The organism is Pseudomonas sp. S2_B07, assembly GCF_054668435.1.
In genome coordinates, this window is the sequence record NZ_CP162769.1 from 2,724,890 (window position 1) to 2,743,908 (window position 19,019).

The window sequence follows — 19,019 nt, forward strand, 5'->3', positions numbered from 1 at the left end:
GTCGTCATGAAGACACTGAGGCGTGACAGGTGTCATTGCGCCATTGGGATTGGCGACTGCTGCGCAGCCGGACGCAGGCTGCGCCAGCTGCTACAGGGATCGGTGGGTTAAGGGAGGACAGTCCACAGCGCAAAACCGGCGTACCAAAGCACTGCCGCGCGCAACAGTAGCTCCCAGATCCGGTCCAGGCTGTTGATGCCATCCGGTCCGACGACCGGTGCCGGGATTTCACCGGCCACCATGCCGACCTTCTCGATCAGTTGAGCGGCACTGATGTTCCAGTTCAGCAACTCATGCAACATCACCCGACCGACCGCCACAAAGTTGCCGACCAGTGCAAAACTTGCCGCCAGCAACCGCACGGGCACCCAATCAAAGGCGTGACGCAATTGTGCCGCGCGCTCGACCACGGCCGGGTTCTGTCCATGCTCTTCGGCCAGCGCCAGCAAGCGATAGCTCAGGGCGGCCACCGGACCCAGCAGGAAGTACCAGAAAATGACCGCAAAGAAACTCTGGTAAGCCTCCCAGAGGAGGTGCGCTTCGACCCGCTCCAGCAATTGTTCGCCGCTTTCGGCGCAAATATCCAGGTCTCGCTTGGCCACATGCGCGGCGGCTTGCAGGTCTTCCCGGCGCCAGGCATCGCGAAACGGCCCCAGCCCGGCCAGCAGATCGCCGCGTCCGAGGCTGTAAATCACCACCAGCAAATGCACCGGCAATGCCAGCAGACCGTAGGCCACCGGCTCCAGCACCACCAGCAGCAACCCCAGCAGCGCGACCGGCAACAACACCATAATGACCAAAATCAACCATGGCCGGTCGATCAGGCGTGGCATGACCTCAAGCTTGTTCAGCTCGCGCACCCAACCGCCATCACGCTGTACCCGATGGCGCAATGCCGAGAACTTCTCGATCCATACCGCCAACAGCAACACCAGAAAACTCATTGTCCTTCCTCTTTTGCCAGGGCCGCGCGATAGCGTGCCCAGTCGAACGCCGGTCCTGGATCGGTCTTGCGCCCCGGGGCAATGTCGCTGTGCCCGCAAATGCGCTGTGCAGTGATGTCGGTGTAGGCGTTTTGCAGCTGTCGGGTCAAGGCCGTCAGCGCGTGATACTGAGCATCGGTGAACGGCAGATCATCCGTGCCTTCAAGCTCGATGCCCACGGAAAAATCGTTACAGGTTTCCCGGCCCTCGAAATTCGAGATGCCGGCGTGCCAGGCGCGCTCAAGACAAGAGACAAACTGAGTGACAGTGCCGTCACGCTCAATCAGAAAGTGCGCTGACACCCGCAAGTCAGCAATACCTTCAAAATAAGGATGCTCCGTGACATCCAGACGATTCTGGAAGAATTCCTGCACTTTGCCGGTCGCGAACTGCGCTGGCGGCAAGCTGATGTTGTGGATCACCAGCAGGGAAATTTCGCCCGAGGGGCGCGCATTGAAGTTGGGTGAGGGGCATAAACGCACGTCCTGGCACCAACCGCTCGCGGGGTCCAACTGCATACAGGTTCCTTCAGCGACGACTGTGTTGGCCCCCAGTATGCCGCGATAGCCCACCGGGACGCGATCACTTGCCGCGATTGAGGCGGCGCAGGTTACCCAGCACCGAGGCCAGCGCCCGGTCAAACAGCAACGTATTGTCCAACGCCCGCACCGCGCCGCGACAAAATTCCAGAGCCAGGCCCGCACGGCTGCGCTCCAACACTTTCAGGCCGGTGCGATTGACGAAGATGTAGTTGCCGGTGGCTTCAATGATCGCGGCCAGTTTGCAGCGCAGGGTGTTTTCGTCGTCCTCCTGAAACTCCACCCAGCAGCCGGGATGCAGTTGATCCACTTGCAGCAGGCTGGCGTCATCCGCCGGCAAACGGGCGAATGACGTCTCGACCGGTCCTTCGTCTGCGGTTTTCAGGACGATTTCCTGCGTCATCCGGACCATCACCGGCGCCTCGAAAGACACGTCGTTTGCCTGCCCCGGATACGTGAACAGTTGAACGTGCAAGGTTTCCAGTTCGCTGAAAAACTCGCTGGTGGCGAAAGGATCGAATGCCGAACTGCTCAGCCCGTCACGCAATGACTTCAGTAGCCCAGGCACCAGCGCCAGCAGACGCTGGCTCGCTTCGGGCTCGTCGTGACGCTGCACACTCCAGATCAGTTGCTCCATGGTGTGGACGTCCGCACGCCATTCAGCCGACTGATCACTGTGTTTGAGGCAAGTCAGCAGCAGCACTTGGCTCCAGGCCTCCTGGACAAACACCACCACCGCTTGCGGCAGCACTTTGCCCAACAACGCCTGATTCAGCGCCTGCTCGACACGCTGGCGAGCCAGTTCGGTCCTGGCACGGCCCTCCTCGGCGTCACGGGTGCGCTGCTCCAGTAATTCACTGCGACGGCGCTCATCACTGGTGAAGGCGAGAAAATCCGCCAGCAGCTCGGAAAAAATCGCCGGGTCGTCAGCAAAGTCGTTCAACAGATGCTGCACCACCTGTTCGATGCGCAGGTACAGGCTGTCGCGCTCATGGTCATCGCACTCACCCCAGCCCATGGCCGCGGCGGCGATTTCGTTGAGCAAGCGTCGGGCCGGATGGCTGCTTCGGCTGAAGAAACTCTTGTCGAGCACCGCCACTTTCAGCATCGGGATCTGCAGGCGACCGATCAGCGCCTTGAGTGAATCCGGCAGGTTGCGGTCATCGAGCATGCATTCAAACAGCATGGCGATCAGGTTGATCACGTCCTCATCAGAGACCCCGACCACGCGCGACGTGCCGCTTTTGACGCTGCCCCGTGTCAGCAGTTGTTCGAGCTGGTTACGCAGATCGAAATCGTCCTGAGCCGTCAGGGCCGGCACGTGTTGCTGCAGGTGCGAGAGCATGCGCAACAAGTCCTGCGTGGAAATGGGTCGTGTCTCGGCGCTGGCCTCAAGGGTCGGCGCGACACTGCCGCGCACAGGCAGCAACAGTTCCTGCAAGGCAGCAAAAACCTCGTCGATCTGTGCCGTGTCCGAGTGGCTGTTCGCCTGAGAAGGCTGGTCATCCGCCCGGGACATCGTGCGATCTGCCGCACGCCGCGTGGGAGCTGGCTTGAGCTCGGGCAATACGCCGGTGGCGGCCAGTAATTGATTGGATTGAGCGTAGAGCTGATCGGCGCTACTGAGCACATAGCGCTCGAACAACTTGAGGATGATCAGCTTGACCTTGATTTCCACCCCCAGGTTGCGCCCGGCCTGCAAGAAATACTCGCACAACATCGCCGGCCCCATGGGATTGCGCTGACCGTCCAGCGGTTTACCGAGCAACACACCGAGCCGCGCGCTGAGCTGACCAAGGGCAACACCTTCACGGTTCAGCACTTTATTGACCATCGCCTCCACCGCGACGCTGCGCTCCATGTCGTCGGGGCGTTGTGTCGAGGTGCCAAGGGGCAAGGCAGCCTGAGTGGTGTTGTATTGAGTGAGGCTGACAAACGCCTCGAAGAAGTGCTCGAGGAACCCACGCTCGATGCTTTTACGCTTGAGGCGCAAATCGCGCATGGCTTCAAAATAGAGGTTCTGCTCGACGTCATTGCGAGCCCGATCGGCCATTTCGAACAAGGTGTCGTCGGCATTATCGAACAGATCCTGCAACCCCTGCCGAAGCTGCAGTGCAGCCTTGTCGCGAACCTGAAGCAGAATCACAGGCAGGCGGGCGAGCGGCGAGTGAGTCGCCTGATCAGTAGCGCCTTTGTGCAAAGGCACTACGTTCCCGTCGTTGTGCATCCAAGCCTCCTGAAAGGGTGATGTTTCGGATGTAAAACAATCCGAAAACACGTCAAAGCCATGACGTCAAAAGCAAGGCGGATTATCTTGCAAAAAGCACCTGCTGTGCCAGCAGACTCTTCATCCCCTTCAAATAGACGCAGCGGTCGGGCGCCGACTCAGGCGATAAATCGACCAAATGCAGGCTTCAGCACAAACGGAAAGCCTCTGACTCCTTGGGTTGGCTCATGCCATACCCCTATAATCGGACCACTTTGTTTGTGGAGTCCGTTATGCCGAACCTACGTCTCGCCGACTTGAACGCCGAAATCGAAGCCAACGTACGCCGTGCGTTGCTCGAAGACATCGGCAGCGGCGATATCACCGCACAGTTGATCCCGGCTGAACGCCTGGCAAAAGCCACCATCATCACGCGTGATGCCGCCGTCATTGCCGGCACGGCGTGGGTCGATGCAGTGTTCCGGCAACTGGACCCACGGGTCGCGGTGCATTGGCAGGTGCGTGATGGCGAACGGGTTCAACCCAATCAGGCGCTGTTTCACCTCGAAGGTCCGGCGCGCTCGCTGCTCACGGGCGAACGCAGTGCGCTGAACTTCCTGCAATTGCTGTCGGGCGTGGCCACGCGTGCGCAGCATCTGGCGGACTTCGTCGCCAGCACCCAGGTCAAGTTACTCGACACCCGAAAAACCCTGCCGGGGCTGCGTCTGGCGCAAAAATACGCTGTGACGTGCGGCGGCTGCCACAACCACCGCATCGGCCTCTACGACGCCTTCCTGATCAAGGAAAACCACATCGCCGCCAGTGGTGGCATCCCTGAAGCCATTAATGCCGCGCACAAGATTGCCCCGGGCAAACCGGTGGAGATCGAAGTGGAAAGTCTCAAGGAACTCAAGGAAGCACTGGCGGCGGGTGCCGACATCATCATGCTCGATGAGTTGAGCCTGGATGACATGCGTGAAGCGGTGCGCCTGAACGCGGGCAAGGCAAAACTGGAGGCCAGCGGCGGGATCAACGAAAGTACGCTGCTGCCGATCGCGGAAACCGGGGTGGATTACATTTCGATTGGCGCGATGACCAAAGACGTGAGGGCTGTGGACCTGTCGATGCGCCTCAGCCTCTAAAAAGCAGCTACGAGCGGCAAGCTCCAAGTTTCAAGCGGTTTTGCTTTTACTTGCAGCTTACCGCTTGAAACCTGAAGCTGCTCTCAGACCACCAGATTATTCATCTCGCAGTACTCTTCCCACTCAACGCCCAGCACCTCGGCTGCCTCCTTGTGCAGCGCCAGGCGCGCAGCCTCGAACTCTTCCGGGGTCGAGGTGTACTTGAGCGTCAATTCCCACGGCTGCAAGCCCTGTGACTCTGCCTCATCCTCGAACGCCCATTGAATCTGGTCTTTCTGATCGTCGGCCGGCAGGTCCTTGATCTCTTCGGCGAGCTGGGCCGAATCCAGTAAGTACTTTTTGAGCGCTTCTTCGTGTCTGGCTTCTTGGGTCAATTCTTTAACGGTCATGTCGTTCTCGCTGATCGGAGGAATGGAAGATGGATCTGGATCATCAAGGATCTCTCTGACGCAAAAAACCGTGTGAAGCCCGGTTTGTCTGGCCTTCAGAACCATTCGGGGATCATCTGAAAACTGCAAGGTGATGCGTGTGCAGGCTCCGAATATAGGACGTTTGGTTGGCGATTTATATGGACTTTTACATCAAATCTACAAAAAAACGCGGAAGGGGCCTTTTTGAAAATATTGTCTCGCGTCGCCGGAACAACGCTATAACGGCAAAGTCATAGCGATGTGCCATATAGGCACTTCACAAGGAAGCCTAGTGATGTCCAGTCTTGCAAAGCGTTCATCTGCCCTTCTCGCAACCAGCACGGCGGCCCTTCTTCTCGGCAGCCTGGCACTGTCCAGTACCGCTCACGCCGGTTTGGAGTTCAGCACCAACAGTTCCAGCTCCAGCGACAAATTCCTCACCTTTCACAATTTGTACGGCAAAGATGTGATGACGAGGAGCGATATCAGTATCGACATGGTGACGCAATTACAGAGCACCGCTAAAACCAACACGACTGACATCGAAAACCTTGAGAAAACCGTCAAGGAGCAAACCAGACTCATCGAAGAACTCAAAAAGAACGCCGGGTCCAGTTCAAGCTCGAGTGCCAGCGAAACGGCTAACCTCAAGCGCACCGTCAGCGAACAGGACAACGCCCTGAAAAAGCTCGCCAGTCAAATGGACGAACTCAAACGCAGTAGCAGTTCGAATTCAGGCTCAAGTTCCAGCTCCAGCGAAGTGAGCGACCTCAAGCGTACGGTCAGTGCACAAGACAGCGAGCTGAAAAGGCTCGCCAGCCAGGTGGAAGACCTCAAGCGCAGTGCCGGATCGAGTTCCAGTTCAAGCTCCAGTGATCTGTCCAGCCTGAAGCGCGAAGTCAGCGATCAGGACAATCAGCTGGATCAGCTCAAACGTACCGTGGATGACCTGAGTAGAAAGGTGAAATAACAGCGGGGATGGTGCCCGAGACAGGAGTCGAACCTGCGACCTTCGCGTTACGAGTGCGCTGCTCTACCAACTGAGCTACACGGGCAGTGGGCTAAACCTAGCACCGGGTTCGAGGGCCAGCAACTTCACACCCTGTTTCGCAGACAAAAAAATGCCCCGCAGTGTTCACTGCGGGGCATTTTTTATAACGTTGAAGCGGTCAGGCGTGGGGAGTGATTAAACGCCCGAAGCCTTGGCGGCTGCTACGTCTTTGATGGACAGCTTGATACGGCCGCGGTTGTCCACGTCCAGTACCAGTACTTCCACTTCCTGGCCTTCTTTCAGGATGTCGGTCACTTTCTCAACGCGAGCGTCGCTCAACATGGAGATGTGAACCAGACCGTCCTTGCCAGGCAGGATGTTGACGAATGCGCCGAAGTCGACGATGCGCTCAACCTTACCCACGTAGATCTTGCCGATTTCAGCTTCTGCGGTGATGCCCAGAACGCGCTGACGTGCTGCTTCAGCCGCTTCTTTGGTTTCGCCGAAGATCTTGATCGAACCGTCGTCTTCGATGTCGATCGAAGCCTTGGTCTCTTCACAGATCGCACGGATGGTCGCGCCACCTTTACCGATGACATCACGGATTTTGTCGGTGTCGATTTTCATCGCGATCATGGTCGGAGCGTTTTCCGACAGTTCGGTACGCGACTGGCCAATGATCTGGTTCATCTGACCGAGGATGTTCAGGCGCGCTTCCAGGGCTTGGCCCAGAGCGATCTCCATGATTTCTTCGGTGATGCCTTTGATCTTGATGTCCATCTGCAGCGCGGTAACACCTTTGGCGGTACCCGCTACTTTGAAGTCCATGTCGCCGAGGTGGTCTTCGTCACCCAGGATGTCGGTCAGGACGGCGAACTTCTCGCCTTCTTTAACCAGACCCATGGCGATACCGGCAACCGGTGCCTTCATTGGAACGCCAGCGTCCATCAAGGCCAGGGAAGCGCCGCAGACCGAAGCCATGGAGCTCGAACCGTTGGACTCGGTGATTTCCGACACAACACGGATGGTGTACGGGAACACGTCGGCAGCAGGCAGCATGGCTGCAATCGAACGACGGGCCAGACGGCCGTGACCGATTTCGCGACGACCAGCGCCACCCATGCGACCACACTCACCTACCGAGAACGGAGGGAAGTTGTAGTGCAGCATGAACGGGTCTTTTTTCTCGCCTTCCAGGGTATCCAGCAGTTGTGCGTCACGGGCGGTGCCCAGTGTTGCAACGACCAGAGCCTGGGTCTCGCCACGGGTGAACAGAGCCGAACCGTGGGTCTTAGGCAGAACACCGACTTCGATGTTCAACGGACGTACGGTCTTGGTGTCGCGACCGTCGATACGTGGCTTGCCGTTTACGATGTTCTCGCGAACGGTGCGGTATTCGATTTCGCCGAATGCTGCTTTGACTTCGCTGGAAGAAGGCTGGCCTTCTTCACCGGACAGCTTGGCAACCACCTGGTCTTTCAGTTCGCCCAGGCGAGCGTAACGGTCGGCCTTGATAGTGATGGTGTAAGCCTGGGAGATCGCGTCGCCGAACTCGGCACGGATAGCGCCCAGCAGAGCGGTGGCTTCTGGCTGCGGAGCCCAGGTCCAGGTCGGCTTGGCAGCTTCAGCGGCCAGTTCTTTAACGGCTTGGATCACAACCTGGAACTCGTCGTGAGCAAACAGTACCGCGCCCAACATCTGGTCTTCGGTCAGCTCTTTGGCTTCCGATTCAACCATCAACACGGCTTCCGAAGTACCGGCAACGACCATGTCCAGGCTCGAAGCTTTCTGTTGTTCGTAAGTCGGGTTCAGCAGGTAACCGGTGCTTTCGTGGAACGCAACGCGGGCAGCGCCGATCGGGCCATCGAAAGGAATGCCGGAGATGGCCAGCGCAGCCGAGGTACCGATCATCGCTGCGATGTCCGGATCGGTCTTCTTGCTGGTGGAAACGACGGTGCAGACAACCTGCACTTCGTTCATGAAGCCTTCTGGGAACAGCGGACGGATCGGACGGTCGATCAGTCGGGAAGTCAGGGTTTCTTTCTCGGAAGGACGGCCTTCGCGCTTGAAGAAACCGCCAGGGATCTTACCGGCAGCGTAAGTCTTTTCCTGGTAGTGAACGGACAGAGGGAAGAAGCCCTTGCCTGGATCGGCTTGCTTGGCACCGACTACGGTCACCAATACGCTGACGTCGTCGTCAACGGTGACCAATACTGCGCCGGAGGCCTGACGGGCGATACGGCCAGTCTCGAGGGTAACGGTCGACTGACCGAACTGGAATTTTTTGATTACCGGGTTCACGGTGTCCTACCTTCTTTTGTGGCTCTTGGGGAACTTGTCTTCTTGCGAAATTCTTGGGCAATGTCGGGAATCGGCCCAACGCCTGTCCAGGGTAAAACGTGTGTCCAGATAAAACTTGAGGCTGGGAGCCTGCCATGCGCCAGCGGGAAACCCGCTGACGTACGACAGACAACCAACCTCTAGCGCAATCGCTTATTAGCGACGCAGACCCAGGCGACCGATCAGAGCCTGATAACGACCCAGATCCTTGCCTTTCAGGTAGTCCAGCAGCTTACGACGCTGGTTTACCATGCGGATCAGACCACGACGGGAGTGGTGATCTTTACCGTTGGCCTTGAAGTGACCTTGCAGCTTGTTGATGTTGTGGGTCAGCAGTGCAACTTGCACTTCTGGCGAACCAGTGTCACCAACAGCTTGCTGGTAGTCAGCTACGATTTGAGCTTTTTCTTGAACGTCGAGAGCCATGAGGCAATCCTTTTATCAGGAAACTGTTTCAAAGAAACAGCTTCAACAGGCCAGGGACAAATCCCTGTATCTAAAAATGAGTAGTGACCGTGCCTGTTGACAGCCACCCTCGTCCGGTCATTCTGACCGAATCAGTCGACGTGGCGCGATGCGCCCGTCTTCGCTCACTTCACCGATACCGATGAAGCGACCATTGTGATCCTGTACCCGTACCATGCCGAACTTCGGTGCATCCGGGGCTCGTACCGGCTGGCCGTTAAGCCAGTAGAACGAGCTGTGCTCCGAGAACTGCAACAGCGGCCAATCCAGCAGACCGCTGTCCGATGGCATCAGGAAGCGATCAACCGCTTCATTGCCGCCTTCGGCATGTACCGCTTCCAACTCTTCCAGCGTGACCGTCTGCGCCAGCGTGAAAGGCCCGGCCTGGGTACGTCGCAATTCAGCAACGTAAGCGCCACAACCGAGTTTCTCACCGATATCCTCCACCAGGGTGCGGATATAGGTGCCTTTGCTGCAATCCACTGCAAGCCGCGCAGTATCACCTTCGAAGGCCAGCAATTCCAAGCGCGCAATAGTAACAGAACGCGGTTCGCGCTCCACTACTTCGCCAGCACGGGCCAGCTTGTACAGCGGCTGCCCGTCACGCTTGAGCGCCGAGTACATCGGCGGTATCTGACTGATTTGTCCGCGAAAACCGGGCAAAACAGCTTCGACATCGGCGCGACCAACGGTCACCGGGCGCTCCTGCAAAACTTCCCCCTCGGCATCGGCCGTGGTGGTGGTTTTGCCCAATTGCGCCAGGGTTTCGTAACCCTTGTCGGAGTCGAGCAGGTACTGCGAGAACTTGGTCGCCTCACCGAAGCACAACGGCAACACGCCGGTGGCCAGCGGATCAAGACTGCCGGTGTGCCCGGCCTTCTCGGCGTTCAGCAACCAGCGAACCTTCTGCAACGCGGCGTTGGAGGTGAACCCCAGCGGCTTGTCGAGCAGGATAATGCCGCTGACGTTACGACGGATACGTTTGACCTGAGCCACCGATTACTCCTTGGCGTCTTCGGGTTCAGCCGCTACAGGGTGCTGATTGTCTTCAGCCACCGCACGCTCGATCAGGGCCGACAGGTGCGCGCCACGCACGACGCTTTCGTCGTAGTGGAAGTGCAACTGAGGAACGCTGCGCAACTTCATTTCGCGAGCCAACTGCATACGCAGGAAACCGGCGGCGGAGTTGAGCACCTTGATGCTTTGTGCGATGTCTTCGGCATTGTCCTGCCCCATCACGGTGATGAAGATCTTGGCGTGACCGACGTCACGGCTGACTTCAACAGCAGTAATGGTGACCAGGCCGACGCGCGGGTCTTTGACTTCACGACGGATCAGCTGTGCCAGCTCACGCTGCATCTGATCGCCGATACGTTGGGTACGGCTGTATTCTTTTGCCATGTCTTGTTACCTGTTACTGCCCCTCGGTGAAACCCGAGGGGTCTGAAAGCGGCAAACGCCCGGCCTGACAAAAGCCAGACCGGGCGTTGCGTTTAGAGTCCTGACGCGGTGCCGCGCATTTGCATGCGGCGGCTTGGCGTGGCCCTTGAAGTGCGCGAGTTAGAGGCTGCGAGCAACCTGAACCTTCTCGAAGACTTCGATCTTGTCACCGACTTTAACGTCGTTGTAGCTCTTCACGCCGATACCGCATTCCATGCCGGCACGTACTTCGGAAGCGTCATCCTTGAAGCGGCGCAGAGATTCCAGCTCGCCTTCGAAGATAACGATGTCTTCACGCAGTACACGGATTGGACGGTTACGGTGAACAACACCTTCGATAACCATGCAACCGGCGATCGCGCCAAACTTCGGCGAACGGAACACGTCACGCACTTCAGCGGTACCCAGGATGTTCTCGCGAACATCGCTGCCCAGCATACCGGTCAGGGCTTTCTTGACGTCTTCGATGATGTCGTAGATCACGTTGTAGTAACGCATATCCAGACCTTCCTGCTCGACGATCTTGCGAGCGCCGGCATCGGCACGCACGTTGAAGCCGAACAGTACAGCGTTGGAAGCCAGTGCCAGGTTGGCGTCGGACTCGGTGATACCACCCACGCCGCCGCCCACAACACGCACTTGCACTTCGTCGTTACCCAGGCCGTTCAAGGCACCGTTCAACGCTTCCAGCGAACCACGGACGTCGGATTTGAGGACGATGTTGAGCGTCTTCTTCTCTTCCTGACCCATGTTCTCGAAGATGTTTTCAAGCTTGCCGGCGTGAGCACGGGCCAGTTTGACTTCGCGGAACTTGCCTTGACGGAACAGAGCCACTTCACGGGCTTTCTTCTCGTCGGCAACCACGCTCATCTCGTCGCCAGCGTCCGGGGTACCGTCCAGGCCGAGGATCTCGACAGGGATGGAAGGACCGGCTTCCTTGATCGGCTTGCCGTTCTCGTCGAGCATGGCACGTACACGGCCATAGTTCGAACCGACCAGCACCATGTCGCCTTGACGCAGGGTACCGTCTTGAACCAGAACGGTTGCAACCGGGCCACGACCTTTGTCGAGACGCGATTCAACCACAACGCCACGGCCAGGAGCCGACGGAGTTGCTTTCAATTCCAGCACTTCGGCTTGCAGCAGAACAGCTTCGAGCAACTCGTCCACGCCAGTACCGACTTTCGCCGAAACCGACACGAACGGGGTGTCGCCGCCCCACTCTTCCGAGGTCACGCCGTGAACCGACAGTTCGCTACGGATGCGATCGAGATCGGCGCCCGGCTTGTCGATTTTGTTCACTGCAACAACCAGCGGAACACCGGCAGCCTTGGCGTGCTGAACGGCTTCAACGGTCTGCGGCATAACGCCGTCGTCCGCTGCAACCACCAGGATCACGATGTCGGTCGCCTTGGCACCACGAGCACGCATTGCGGTAAACGCGGCGTGACCCGGGGTGTCGAGGAAGGTGACCATGCCGCGTTCGGTTTCAACGTGGTATGCACCGATGTGCTGGGTGATACCGCCGGCTTCGCCTGCAGCTACCTTGGCACGACGGATGTAGTCGAGCAGCGAGGTCTTGCCGTGGTCAACGTGGCCCATGACAGTCACGACTGGTGCACGGGAGAACGCTTCACCTTCAAACTTCAGGGACTCGGCCAGGGAATCTTCCAGGGCTGTGTCGCTGACCAGGGTCACTTTGTGGCCCAGCTCTTCAGCAACCAGTTGGGCAGTTTCCTGATCCAGTACCTGGTTGATGGTCGCTGGAGTACCCAGTTTGAACATGAACTTGATGATTTCAGCAGCCTTGACCGACATCTGCTGGGCGAGATCGCCAACAGTGATGGTCTCGCCGATCTTCACTTCGCGCACAACAGGGCCGGTTGGGCTCTGGAAACCGTGGGCGTTGCGTTTCTTCAGCTTGGCCTTGCCGCGACCACCACGACGGAAGCCATCGCTTTCTTCGTCGGTAGTACGTGGCGCAACACGTGGAGCAGGCGCTTTCTCTTTGACCGAAGCACGATGCGGAGCGTTTTTGCGCTCGCCATCGCCACTGCCACGACGATTGTTATCGTCGGCACGTGGTTTGTCCGGACGGCGCTGTTCGTTCTGCTTATTGCGAACGTCAGCAGACGGTGCTGGTGCAGCCGCCACAACCGGCGCGCTTTCACGCACGGGTTCGGCAACTGCAGCAGGCGCTGCAACAGCGTCGGTCGTAGCGTTTTGCGCAGCAGCAGGCTGGCGACGCGCTTCTTCTTCGGCGCGACGCTTGGCTTCTTCTTCAGCCTTCTGACGGGCAGCGTTTTCTACTGCGCGACGTTCTTCCAGTTCGCGTTTGCGCTCGGCTTCGATTTCTTCCGGGCTGCGCTGTACGAAAACTTTCTTTTTGCGGACTTCAACGCTGATGCTTTTGCTGCCAGCAACACGCAGGGTGCTGGTGGTTTTACGCTGCAGCGTGATCTTGCGTGGTTCTTCCACTTTCGCCTTGTGACTGCTTTTCAAGTGAGTCAGCAACGATTGCTTCTCACTGTCAGTCACACTTTCTTCGGCGGCGGTGTGCGGCAGACCTGCCTCACGCATCTGCTGCAACAGGCGCTCTACCGGTGTTTTGACCTCATCGGCCAGTTGTTTCACCGTGACTTGCGTCATGCACTTCTCTCCTCAGGCCGCGCCTAATTACTCGAACCAGTGGGCTCGGGCGGCCATGATCAACTTGCCGGCACGATCATCGTCAATGCCGTCGATGTCGAGCAGGTCGTCAATAGACTGCTCGGCCAGGTCTTCGCGGGTAATTACGCCGCGCACCGCCAGTTCCATCGCCAAATCCTTGTCCATACCCTCAAGCGAGAGCAGGTCTTCGGCCGGATGGGCGTCTGCCAGCTTTTCCTCAGTAGCGATGGCTTTGGTCAACAAACGATCCTTGGCACGAGCGCGAAGCTCGTTGACGGTTTCTTCGTCAAAGCCGTCGATGTTGAGCATTTCTTCCAACGGTACGTAGGCAATCTCTTCCAGGCTGGTGAAGCCTTCATCTACCAGCACCTGTGCCAGGTCTTCGTCGACTTCCAGCTCGTCGATGAAGTTGCGCAGGATGTCGCCGGTTTCTGCTTGCTGCTTAGCCTGGATGTCCGATTCGGTCATCACGTTCAGGGTCCAGCCAGTCAATTGGCTAGCCAGACGCACGTTCTGACCACCACGACCGATGGCCTGAGCCAGATTGTCTGCGCCAACGGCGATGTCCATTGCATGGGCATCTTCGTCAACGATAATTGCTGCAACCTCTGCCGGGGACATGGCATTGATCACGAACTGAGCCGGGTTGTCGTCCCACAGGACGATGTCCACACGCTCACCGCCCAACTCACCCGACACTGCCTGGACGCGCGAACCGCGCATACCGATGCAAGCGCCCTGCGGGTCGATGCGTTTGTCCTTGGAGCGGACCGCGATCTTGGCGCGCGAACCCGGATCACGGGACGCAGCCATTACTTCGATCAGGCCTTCAGCGATTTCCGGCACTTCGATGCGGAACAACTCGATCAGCATTTCCGGCGCGGTACGCGACAGGATCAGCTGCGGGCCGCGGTTCTCGGTGCGGATTTCCTTGAGCAGCGCACGCAGACGCACGCCGACACGGAAGGTTTCGCGAGAGATGATGTCTTCACGAGCCAGCAACGCTTCAGCGTTGTTGCCCAGGTCGACGATCACGTTGTCGCGGGTCACTTTCTTCACGGTGCCGGAGATGATTTCCCCCAGGCGCTCGCGATAGGCGTCAACGACTTGAGCGCGCTCGGCTTCACGAACTTTCTGCACGATGACTTGCTTGGCAGTCTGTGCAGCGATACGGCCGAACTCGATGGATTCGATTTTTTCTTCGACTACATCGCCAACCTTGGCACCAGGATGCGTTTCGGCAACCTTGCTCGGCCAGGTTTCAATGGCCGGATCGTCCAGGTCTGCTTCTTCGACGACCGTCCAGCGACGGAATGTCTCGTAAGCACCGGTGTGGCGATTGATTTCCACACGCAGATCGACTTCGTCCTCAAAACGCTTTTTGGTAGCAGTGGCCAGGGCCAGCTCCAGCGCTTCAAAAATTACGTTTGCCGGTACGCCCTTTTCATTGGATACCGACTCAACAACCAGCAGTACTTCTTTGCTCATCGTACGCCTCGCCTTTCGCAAGCCATTGGATCCGCGGGATCCGCGTCTCAGTCAAAACTGGGAATAATGTTGGCCTTGTCGATCATATCGATCGGCAACAGGAACTCATGGTCTTCTACCTGCACCACGACGTCCTGCTCTTCTACACCGCGCAGAAGGCCCTGAAAGTTGCGTCGTCCTTCAAAAGGCGAGCGCAGCTTGATCTTCACTTGTTCACCGGCAAATTTTGCAAACTGCTCAATAGTGAACAGCGGGCGTTCCATGCCAGGCGAGGAAACTTCAAGGGTGTATTCAACGGCGATCGGATCTTCAACATCCAGGACACCGCTGATCTGACGGCTGACAATGGCGCAATCGTCCACCAGCACACCGCCCTCTTTATCGATATAAACGCGCAACATCGAGTGACGACCTTGAGCCGAAAACTCAATACCCCAGCATTCATAGCCCAGGGCCACGACCACCGGGGCCAACAAGGCCTGCAACTCTTCTAGCTTGCTCGACACCTGAACCCCCTCGTGCATGTATGTGCATGCTATGCAAAATAAAAAAATGGGCGAAACGCCCATCCTTGAAACGCCGTCGAACAGCGGCGTAGAAAGTGTCCAGCTAACAAAAAGCCCCTTAAAAGGGGCTCCTTAAACTGGTTGCGGGGGCCGGATTTGAACCGACGACCTTCGGGTTATGAGCCCGACGAGCTACCAGACTGCTCCACCCCGCGACAAAGCTGGGGCGGAAGTATACGACCGATCCCGAACAGGGTCAATGTAACCTTCCACCTACAAGAAAGCCCGCAACAGCGGGCTCTCCTGATAATTGGTACCGAGAAGGGGACTCGAACCCCTACACCCTATGGGCACAACCACCTCAAGGTTGCGTGTCTACCAATTCCACCACCTCGGCAATACTACGTTTGAAACCCTTCTTACTTTTGCTCTTGAGCTGGAGGTACGTCAGTCGCTGGAGTAGCCGACTTTTGCTCTTGAAGCACCGGTACATCATCAGAAGCCGGCTGTTGCTTTGGAACTTCCAACACCGCCGGGTTTGGCAAACCTACTTGAGTCAGCTGGTGAGCTTTCTCTTTAGCAAAGTAACCTAACCCTAAGCTGGTTATGAAGAAACCTGCGGCAAGTATAGCAGTAAACTTACTAAGAAAGGTAGAGGAACCTTGGCTTCCGAACACAGTATTTGAAGCACCTGCTCCGAAAGACGCGCCAGCATCCGCACCTTTACCCTGCTGCAGCAATACGAGAGCAACTACGCCCAATGCACCCAGCAGATGAAAAACGACTACGACTGTTTCCAGCATTTTTTCAGTTTCCCGCGGCGCGACAGATCGCACCGAACTCATCTGCATTCAGGGAAGCCCCACCAATCAGGCCCCCATCGATATCCGGCATGCCGAACAGTTCGACCGCATTGGCCGCCTTCACGCTGCCGCCGTATAGAAGCCGCACACCTTGTGCGACTTCAGAATTCTTTGCCGCCAACTGCGCGCGAATGGCTGCATGCACATCCTGCGCCTGTTGCGGCGAAGCAGTCAGCCCGGTGCCAATGGCCCAAACCGGCTCGTAAGCGATCACTGCTTTTGCAAATACACCGACACCCAGCTCATCGATGATGCTGTCCAGCTGAGCCGAGACAACTTCAATCGTTTTCCCGGCTTCGCGCTGCTCAAGGGTCTCCCCTATGCACAACACCGGGATCAAGCCAGATGCCTGTGCCGCTGCGAACTTGCGGATCAGCACTGCGTCCTGCTCACCCAATATCTGGCGGCGTTCGGAGTGCCCGACAAGTACCAGGGTACAACCTGCATCCACCAACTGACTCGGCGCAATTTCACCGGTCAATGCGCCTTGCATGGCTTCCACCGCAGAATTCTGCGCGCCGACCGAAATCGACTTGCCCTTCACGCCATCAATCACTTGATTGATGAACAAGCTAGGCGGGAATACCGCTACATCAACACCGCTCGGCAAGGCCAGATGACTAAGGCCGTTAATCAGCTCAGCGACGCTGGCGCGGGTACCGTGCATCTTCCAGTTACCAGCTACCATAGGGCGACGCATGCTGTACCTCGTCGGTCAAAGTGGGCGCAGATGTTACCCAACACAATCAAGGCTGGCAAGCCGAATTCAGGCAGAAACTTCAGTAACGAGTTTTGCCAGCTCTTCGGCGTAACCGCGAACCTGTGTTTCGTCCTCGCCTTCGACCATGACACGCACCAACGGCTCTGTCCCGGACTTGCGCAACAGCACCCGACCACGACCCGCCATCGCTGTGGTAACACGGTCACTGGCTTCCTTGACCGCAGGATGATCGAGCGGACTCGCACCACCGCCAAAACGGACATTGATCAGCACTTGAGGGCACTTTCGCAGCGCTTGACGGGCCTGAGCCAGCCCTTCGGAGCGAGTCTTCAACGCCATCAGCACCTGCAGTGCAGCAATGATCGCATCGCCGGTCGTGGTGTGATTGAAGCAAACGATATGCCCCGAGTTCTCACCGCCCACCAGCCAGTTACGCTCAAGCAAGTCAGCGATGACATAGCGATCGCCAACGTTGGCACGCACAAATGGAATAGACAGGTCCGCCAGGGCCAATTCCAGCCCCAGGTTACTCATCAACGTGCCGACCACACCGCCTTGCAGCTTGTCGCGCTCATGCAGATCGCGGGCGATGATGTAAAGCAGCTCGTCGCCATCAACAATGGCGCCGGTGTGATCGACCATCAGGACACGATCACCGTCACCATCGAACGCGATACCCAGGTCGGCATGTTCGGCCAATACGGCAGCCTGCAATTGACCCATATGGGTAGAACCACAATTGTCGTTGATGTTCAGACCGTTCGGCTGCGCGGACAGCACCACAACGTCAGCACCCAACTCACGGAATACGCTTGGGGCAACCTTGTAGGTCGCACCGTGAGCGCAGTCGATCACGATCTTCAGGCCCGCGAAACTGGTGCCGGTCGGGACGCTGCTTTTGCAAAATTCGATGTAACGACCAGAAGCGTCATTGATGCGCGAGACTTTGCCGATCTTGCTCGACTCAACCACGGTCATCGGGGTGTCGAGCAACTCTTCAATCATCAGCTCGACTTCATCCGGCAGCTTGGTACCCTTTCCGGAGAAGAACTTGATGCCGTTGTCATCGTGAGGATTGTGCGAGGCACTGATCACGATACCGGCTTCAGCGTGAAAGGTACGCGTCAGGTAGGCGATCGCCGGGGTTGGCATCGGCCCCAGAAGCATGACATCAGCACCTGCCGACGTCAGCCCGGCCTCGAGTGCAGATTCAAACATGTAGCCCGAGATCCGGGTGTCCTTGCCGACCAATACCTTGCAAGCGCCCATTTTGCGGAACGCCATACCCGCTGCCCAGCCGAGCTTGAGCATGAAGTCAGGAGTAATCGGGTATTCACCGACACGACCACGAATACCGTCGGTACCAAAGTATTTTTTGCTCATAAGTGCTCCATCATTCTTATTCGGCTGATTCCACCGCGGCGATCATCCGCACTACGTCCACTGTTTCAGCTACATCATGGACGCGCAATATACGCGCCCCGTTGGCTGAAGCCAGCGCTGCGAGTGCAAGACCACCATAAAGTCGCTCACCAACCGGCCGATTCAAGGCCTGACCAATCATGCTCTTTCGCGAAACCCCGACCAACAGGGGCCGCCCCAAGGCATGCAAGGCTTCCATATGCTTAAACAAGCTTAGATTGTGCTGCAAGGTTTTCGCGAAGCCAAAACCCGGATCAAGAATAATCCGCTCCGGCGGAATGCCCGCCAACGCGCATTGAGCCATTCGCTCGGCGAGAAAATCGCCGACTTCCCTGGTGACGTCCTCGTAGTGCGGATTGTCCTGCATGTCGCCCGGCTCACCGAGCATATGCATCAGACACACGGGCAATCCGGTGGCTGCGGCCGCATCCAGGGCACCGTCTCGACGCAGCGAGCGAACATCGTTGATCAACCCCGCCCCCAACCGCGCAGTCTCGCGCATCACCGCTGGAGTGGAGGTATCGACGGAAATGATCACATCCAGTTCGCGATGAATGCGCTCAACGATAGGCGCTACTCGCTCCAACTCCTCAAGCGGCGAAACCGCCCGGGCGCCTGGGCGGGTTGATTCGCCACCAACATCAATCAGTGTCGCACCCGCCAATACCATCGACTCGGCGTGGCGCAGGGCCGCATCGAGCTGGCTGTATCGGCCGCCGTCGGAAAAGGAATCAGGAGTGACATTGAGAATGCCCATGACATGCGTCTGGGCCAAATCAAGAACCCGGTTGCCGCAAGGCAACCGGGTCGAGGACTGAACAGAAGTCATTTCA

At 57.7% G+C, this 19,019-nt stretch carries 17 protein-coding genes and 3 tRNA genes; 2 read left to right on the forward strand and 18 right to left on the reverse strand.

Annotated elements, in window-relative coordinates:
• Positions 1-107: 107 nt before the first annotated feature.
• The 3 genes from ampE to AB4N43_RS12650 form a co-directional block, all read right to left on the reverse strand.
• The gene (gene ampE / locus AB4N43_RS12640; RefSeq protein WP_027924471.1) at positions 108-944 is read right to left on the reverse strand and encodes a regulatory signaling modulator protein AmpE; all 837 of its coding nucleotides are present in this window, start codon (positions 942-944) and stop codon (positions 108-110) included.
• Positions 941-1,501, reverse strand: coding sequence for a 1,6-anhydro-N-acetylmuramyl-L-alanine amidase AmpD (ampD, locus tag AB4N43_RS12645; RefSeq protein ID WP_027924470.1), 561 nt, complete (start codon positions 1,499-1,501; stop codon positions 941-943). The genes ampE and ampD overlap by 4 nt, the downstream gene beginning before the upstream one ends.
• A gap of 64 nt (positions 1,502-1,565) precedes the next feature.
• On the reverse strand, positions 1,566-3,749 hold the full coding sequence (locus AB4N43_RS12650) for a DUF1631 domain-containing protein (RefSeq protein WP_460154108.1): 2,184 nt from the start codon (positions 3,747-3,749) through the stop codon (positions 1,566-1,568).
• Positions 3,750-4,021: 272 nt separating this feature from the next.
• Here AB4N43_RS12650 and nadC point away from each other — a divergent pair, with 272 nt between their 5' ends.
• Entirely contained in the window at positions 4,022-4,870 is an 849-nt protein-coding gene (gene nadC / locus AB4N43_RS12655) for a carboxylating nicotinate-nucleotide diphosphorylase (RefSeq protein ID WP_027924468.1), read from the forward strand.
• An 83-nt stretch (positions 4,871-4,953) separates the two neighbouring features.
• Here nadC and AB4N43_RS12660 read toward each other — a convergent pair whose 3' ends face one another.
• Complete coding sequence (locus AB4N43_RS12660; protein WP_460154109.1) at positions 4,954-5,259, reverse strand: DUF6388 family protein; 306 nt, start codon at positions 5,257-5,259, stop codon at positions 4,954-4,956.
• Positions 5,260-5,575: 316 nt separating this feature from the next.
• Here AB4N43_RS12660 and AB4N43_RS12665 point away from each other — a divergent pair, with 316 nt between their 5' ends.
• Entirely contained in the window at positions 5,576-6,250 is a 675-nt protein-coding gene (locus AB4N43_RS12665) for a hypothetical protein (protein WP_027924466.1), read from the forward strand.
• A gap of 9 nt (positions 6,251-6,259) precedes the next feature.
• On the opposite strand, the gene AB4N43_RS12670 is transcribed toward AB4N43_RS12665, so the two are convergent.
• The 14 genes from AB4N43_RS12670 to folP all read right to left on the reverse strand — a co-directional run bounded on the left by AB4N43_RS12670 (position 6,260) and on the right by folP (position 19,015).
• Positions 6,260-6,335 (reverse strand) — tRNA-Thr (locus AB4N43_RS12670).
• A gap of 131 nt (positions 6,336-6,466) precedes the next feature.
• A complete protein-coding gene (gene pnp, locus AB4N43_RS12675; protein WP_027924465.1) occupies positions 6,467-8,572 on the reverse strand; it encodes a polyribonucleotide nucleotidyltransferase in 2,106 nt (701 codons plus the stop codon).
• A gap of 195 nt (positions 8,573-8,767) precedes the next feature.
• Complete coding sequence (gene rpsO / locus AB4N43_RS12680) at positions 8,768-9,037, reverse strand: 30S ribosomal protein S15 (protein WP_003176135.1); 270 nt, start codon at positions 9,035-9,037, stop codon at positions 8,768-8,770.
• A 117-nt stretch (positions 9,038-9,154) separates the two neighbouring features.
• On the reverse strand, positions 9,155-10,072 hold the full coding sequence (gene truB / locus AB4N43_RS12685; protein WP_027924464.1) for a tRNA pseudouridine(55) synthase TruB: 918 nt from the start codon (positions 10,070-10,072) through the stop codon (positions 9,155-9,157).
• Positions 10,073-10,075: 3 nt separating this feature from the next.
• Positions 10,076-10,477: a 30S ribosome-binding factor RbfA gene (gene rbfA, locus AB4N43_RS12690; RefSeq protein WP_007942872.1), complete on the reverse strand. Its 402-nt coding sequence runs from the start codon at positions 10,475-10,477 to the stop codon at positions 10,076-10,078.
• 159 nt (positions 10,478-10,636) lie between these two features.
• On the reverse strand, positions 10,637-13,165 hold the full coding sequence (gene infB / locus AB4N43_RS12695) for a translation initiation factor IF-2 (RefSeq protein ID WP_027924463.1): 2,529 nt from the start codon (positions 13,163-13,165) through the stop codon (positions 10,637-10,639).
• A 27-nt stretch (positions 13,166-13,192) separates the two neighbouring features.
• Positions 13,193-14,674 carry a transcription termination factor NusA gene (nusA, locus tag AB4N43_RS12700; RefSeq protein ID WP_007900474.1) on the reverse strand — a complete coding sequence of 494 codons (1,482 nt, stop codon included), beginning with the start codon at positions 14,672-14,674 and terminating at the stop codon, positions 13,193-13,195.
• Between the two features lie 47 nt (positions 14,675-14,721).
• Positions 14,722-15,180, reverse strand: a complete 459-nt coding sequence (rimP, locus tag AB4N43_RS12705; protein WP_010463487.1) for a ribosome maturation factor RimP — start codon at positions 15,178-15,180, stop codon at positions 14,722-14,724.
• Between the two features lie 138 nt (positions 15,181-15,318).
• Positions 15,319-15,395 (reverse strand) — tRNA-Met (locus AB4N43_RS12710).
• A 96-nt stretch (positions 15,396-15,491) separates the two neighbouring features.
• A tRNA-Leu gene (locus AB4N43_RS12715) sits at positions 15,492-15,577 on the reverse strand.
• A 22-nt stretch (positions 15,578-15,599) separates the two neighbouring features.
• Entirely contained in the window at positions 15,600-15,983 is a 384-nt protein-coding gene (gene secG, locus AB4N43_RS12720; RefSeq protein ID WP_017336473.1) for a preprotein translocase subunit SecG, read from the reverse strand.
• 4 nt (positions 15,984-15,987) lie between these two features.
• Positions 15,988-16,743 (reverse strand): triose-phosphate isomerase, encoded by a 756-nt coding sequence (gene tpiA / locus AB4N43_RS12725; RefSeq protein ID WP_027924462.1) that lies wholly within the window; start codon positions 16,741-16,743, stop codon positions 15,988-15,990.
• Positions 16,744-16,809: 66 nt separating this feature from the next.
• A complete protein-coding gene (glmM, locus tag AB4N43_RS12730; protein WP_027924461.1) occupies positions 16,810-18,147 on the reverse strand; it encodes a phosphoglucosamine mutase in 1,338 nt (445 codons plus the stop codon).
• Positions 18,148-18,163: 16 nt separating this feature from the next.
• Entirely contained in the window at positions 18,164-19,015 is an 852-nt protein-coding gene (folP, locus tag AB4N43_RS12735; RefSeq protein ID WP_059181636.1) for a dihydropteroate synthase, read from the reverse strand.
• Positions 19,016-19,019 lie beyond the last annotated feature (4 nt).

What these genes read in the sequence shown, in the direction of transcription:
- ampD (WP_027924470.1), bottom strand. Translation starts at nt 1,501, where the DNA reads ATGCAGTTGGACCCCGCGAGCGGTTGGTGCCAGGACGTGCGTTTATGC.
- rbfA (WP_007942872.1), bottom strand. Translation starts at nt 10,477, where the DNA reads ATGGCAAAAGAATACAGCCGTACCCAACGTATCGGCGATCAGATGCAG.
- AB4N43_RS12665 (WP_027924466.1), top strand. Translation starts at nt 5,576, where the DNA reads ATGTCCAGTCTTGCAAAGCGTTCATCTGCCCTTCTCGCAACCAGCACG.
- infB (WP_027924463.1), bottom strand. Translation starts at nt 13,165, where the DNA reads ATGACGCAAGTCACGGTGAAACAACTGGCCGATGAGGTCAAAACACCG.
- nusA (WP_007900474.1), bottom strand. Translation starts at nt 14,674, where the DNA reads ATGAGCAAAGAAGTACTGCTGGTTGTTGAGTCGGTATCCAATGAAAAG.
- ampE (WP_027924471.1), bottom strand. Translation starts at nt 944, where the DNA reads ATGAGTTTTCTGGTGTTGCTGTTGGCGGTATGGATCGAGAAGTTCTCG.
- nadC (WP_027924468.1), top strand. Translation starts at nt 4,022, where the DNA reads ATGCCGAACCTACGTCTCGCCGACTTGAACGCCGAAATCGAAGCCAAC.
- glmM (WP_027924461.1), bottom strand. Translation starts at nt 18,147, where the DNA reads ATGAGCAAAAAATACTTTGGTACCGACGGTATTCGTGGTCGTGTCGGT.
- folP (WP_059181636.1), bottom strand. Translation starts at nt 19,015, where the DNA reads ATGACTTCTGTTCAGTCCTCGACCCGGTTGCCTTGCGGCAACCGGGTT.
- secG (WP_017336473.1), bottom strand. Translation starts at nt 15,983, where the DNA reads ATGCTGGAAACAGTCGTAGTCGTTTTTCATCTGCTGGGTGCATTGGGC.
- AB4N43_RS12650 (WP_460154108.1), bottom strand. Translation starts at nt 3,749, where the DNA reads ATGCACAACGACGGGAACGTAGTGCCTTTGCACAAAGGCGCTACTGAT.
- rpsO (WP_003176135.1), bottom strand. Translation starts at nt 9,037, where the DNA reads ATGGCTCTCGACGTTCAAGAAAAAGCTCAAATCGTAGCTGACTACCAG.
- AB4N43_RS12660 (WP_460154109.1), bottom strand. Translation starts at nt 5,259, where the DNA reads ATGACCGTTAAAGAATTGACCCAAGAAGCCAGACACGAAGAAGCGCTC.
- tpiA (WP_027924462.1), bottom strand. Translation starts at nt 16,743, where the DNA reads ATGCGTCGCCCTATGGTAGCTGGTAACTGGAAGATGCACGGTACCCGC.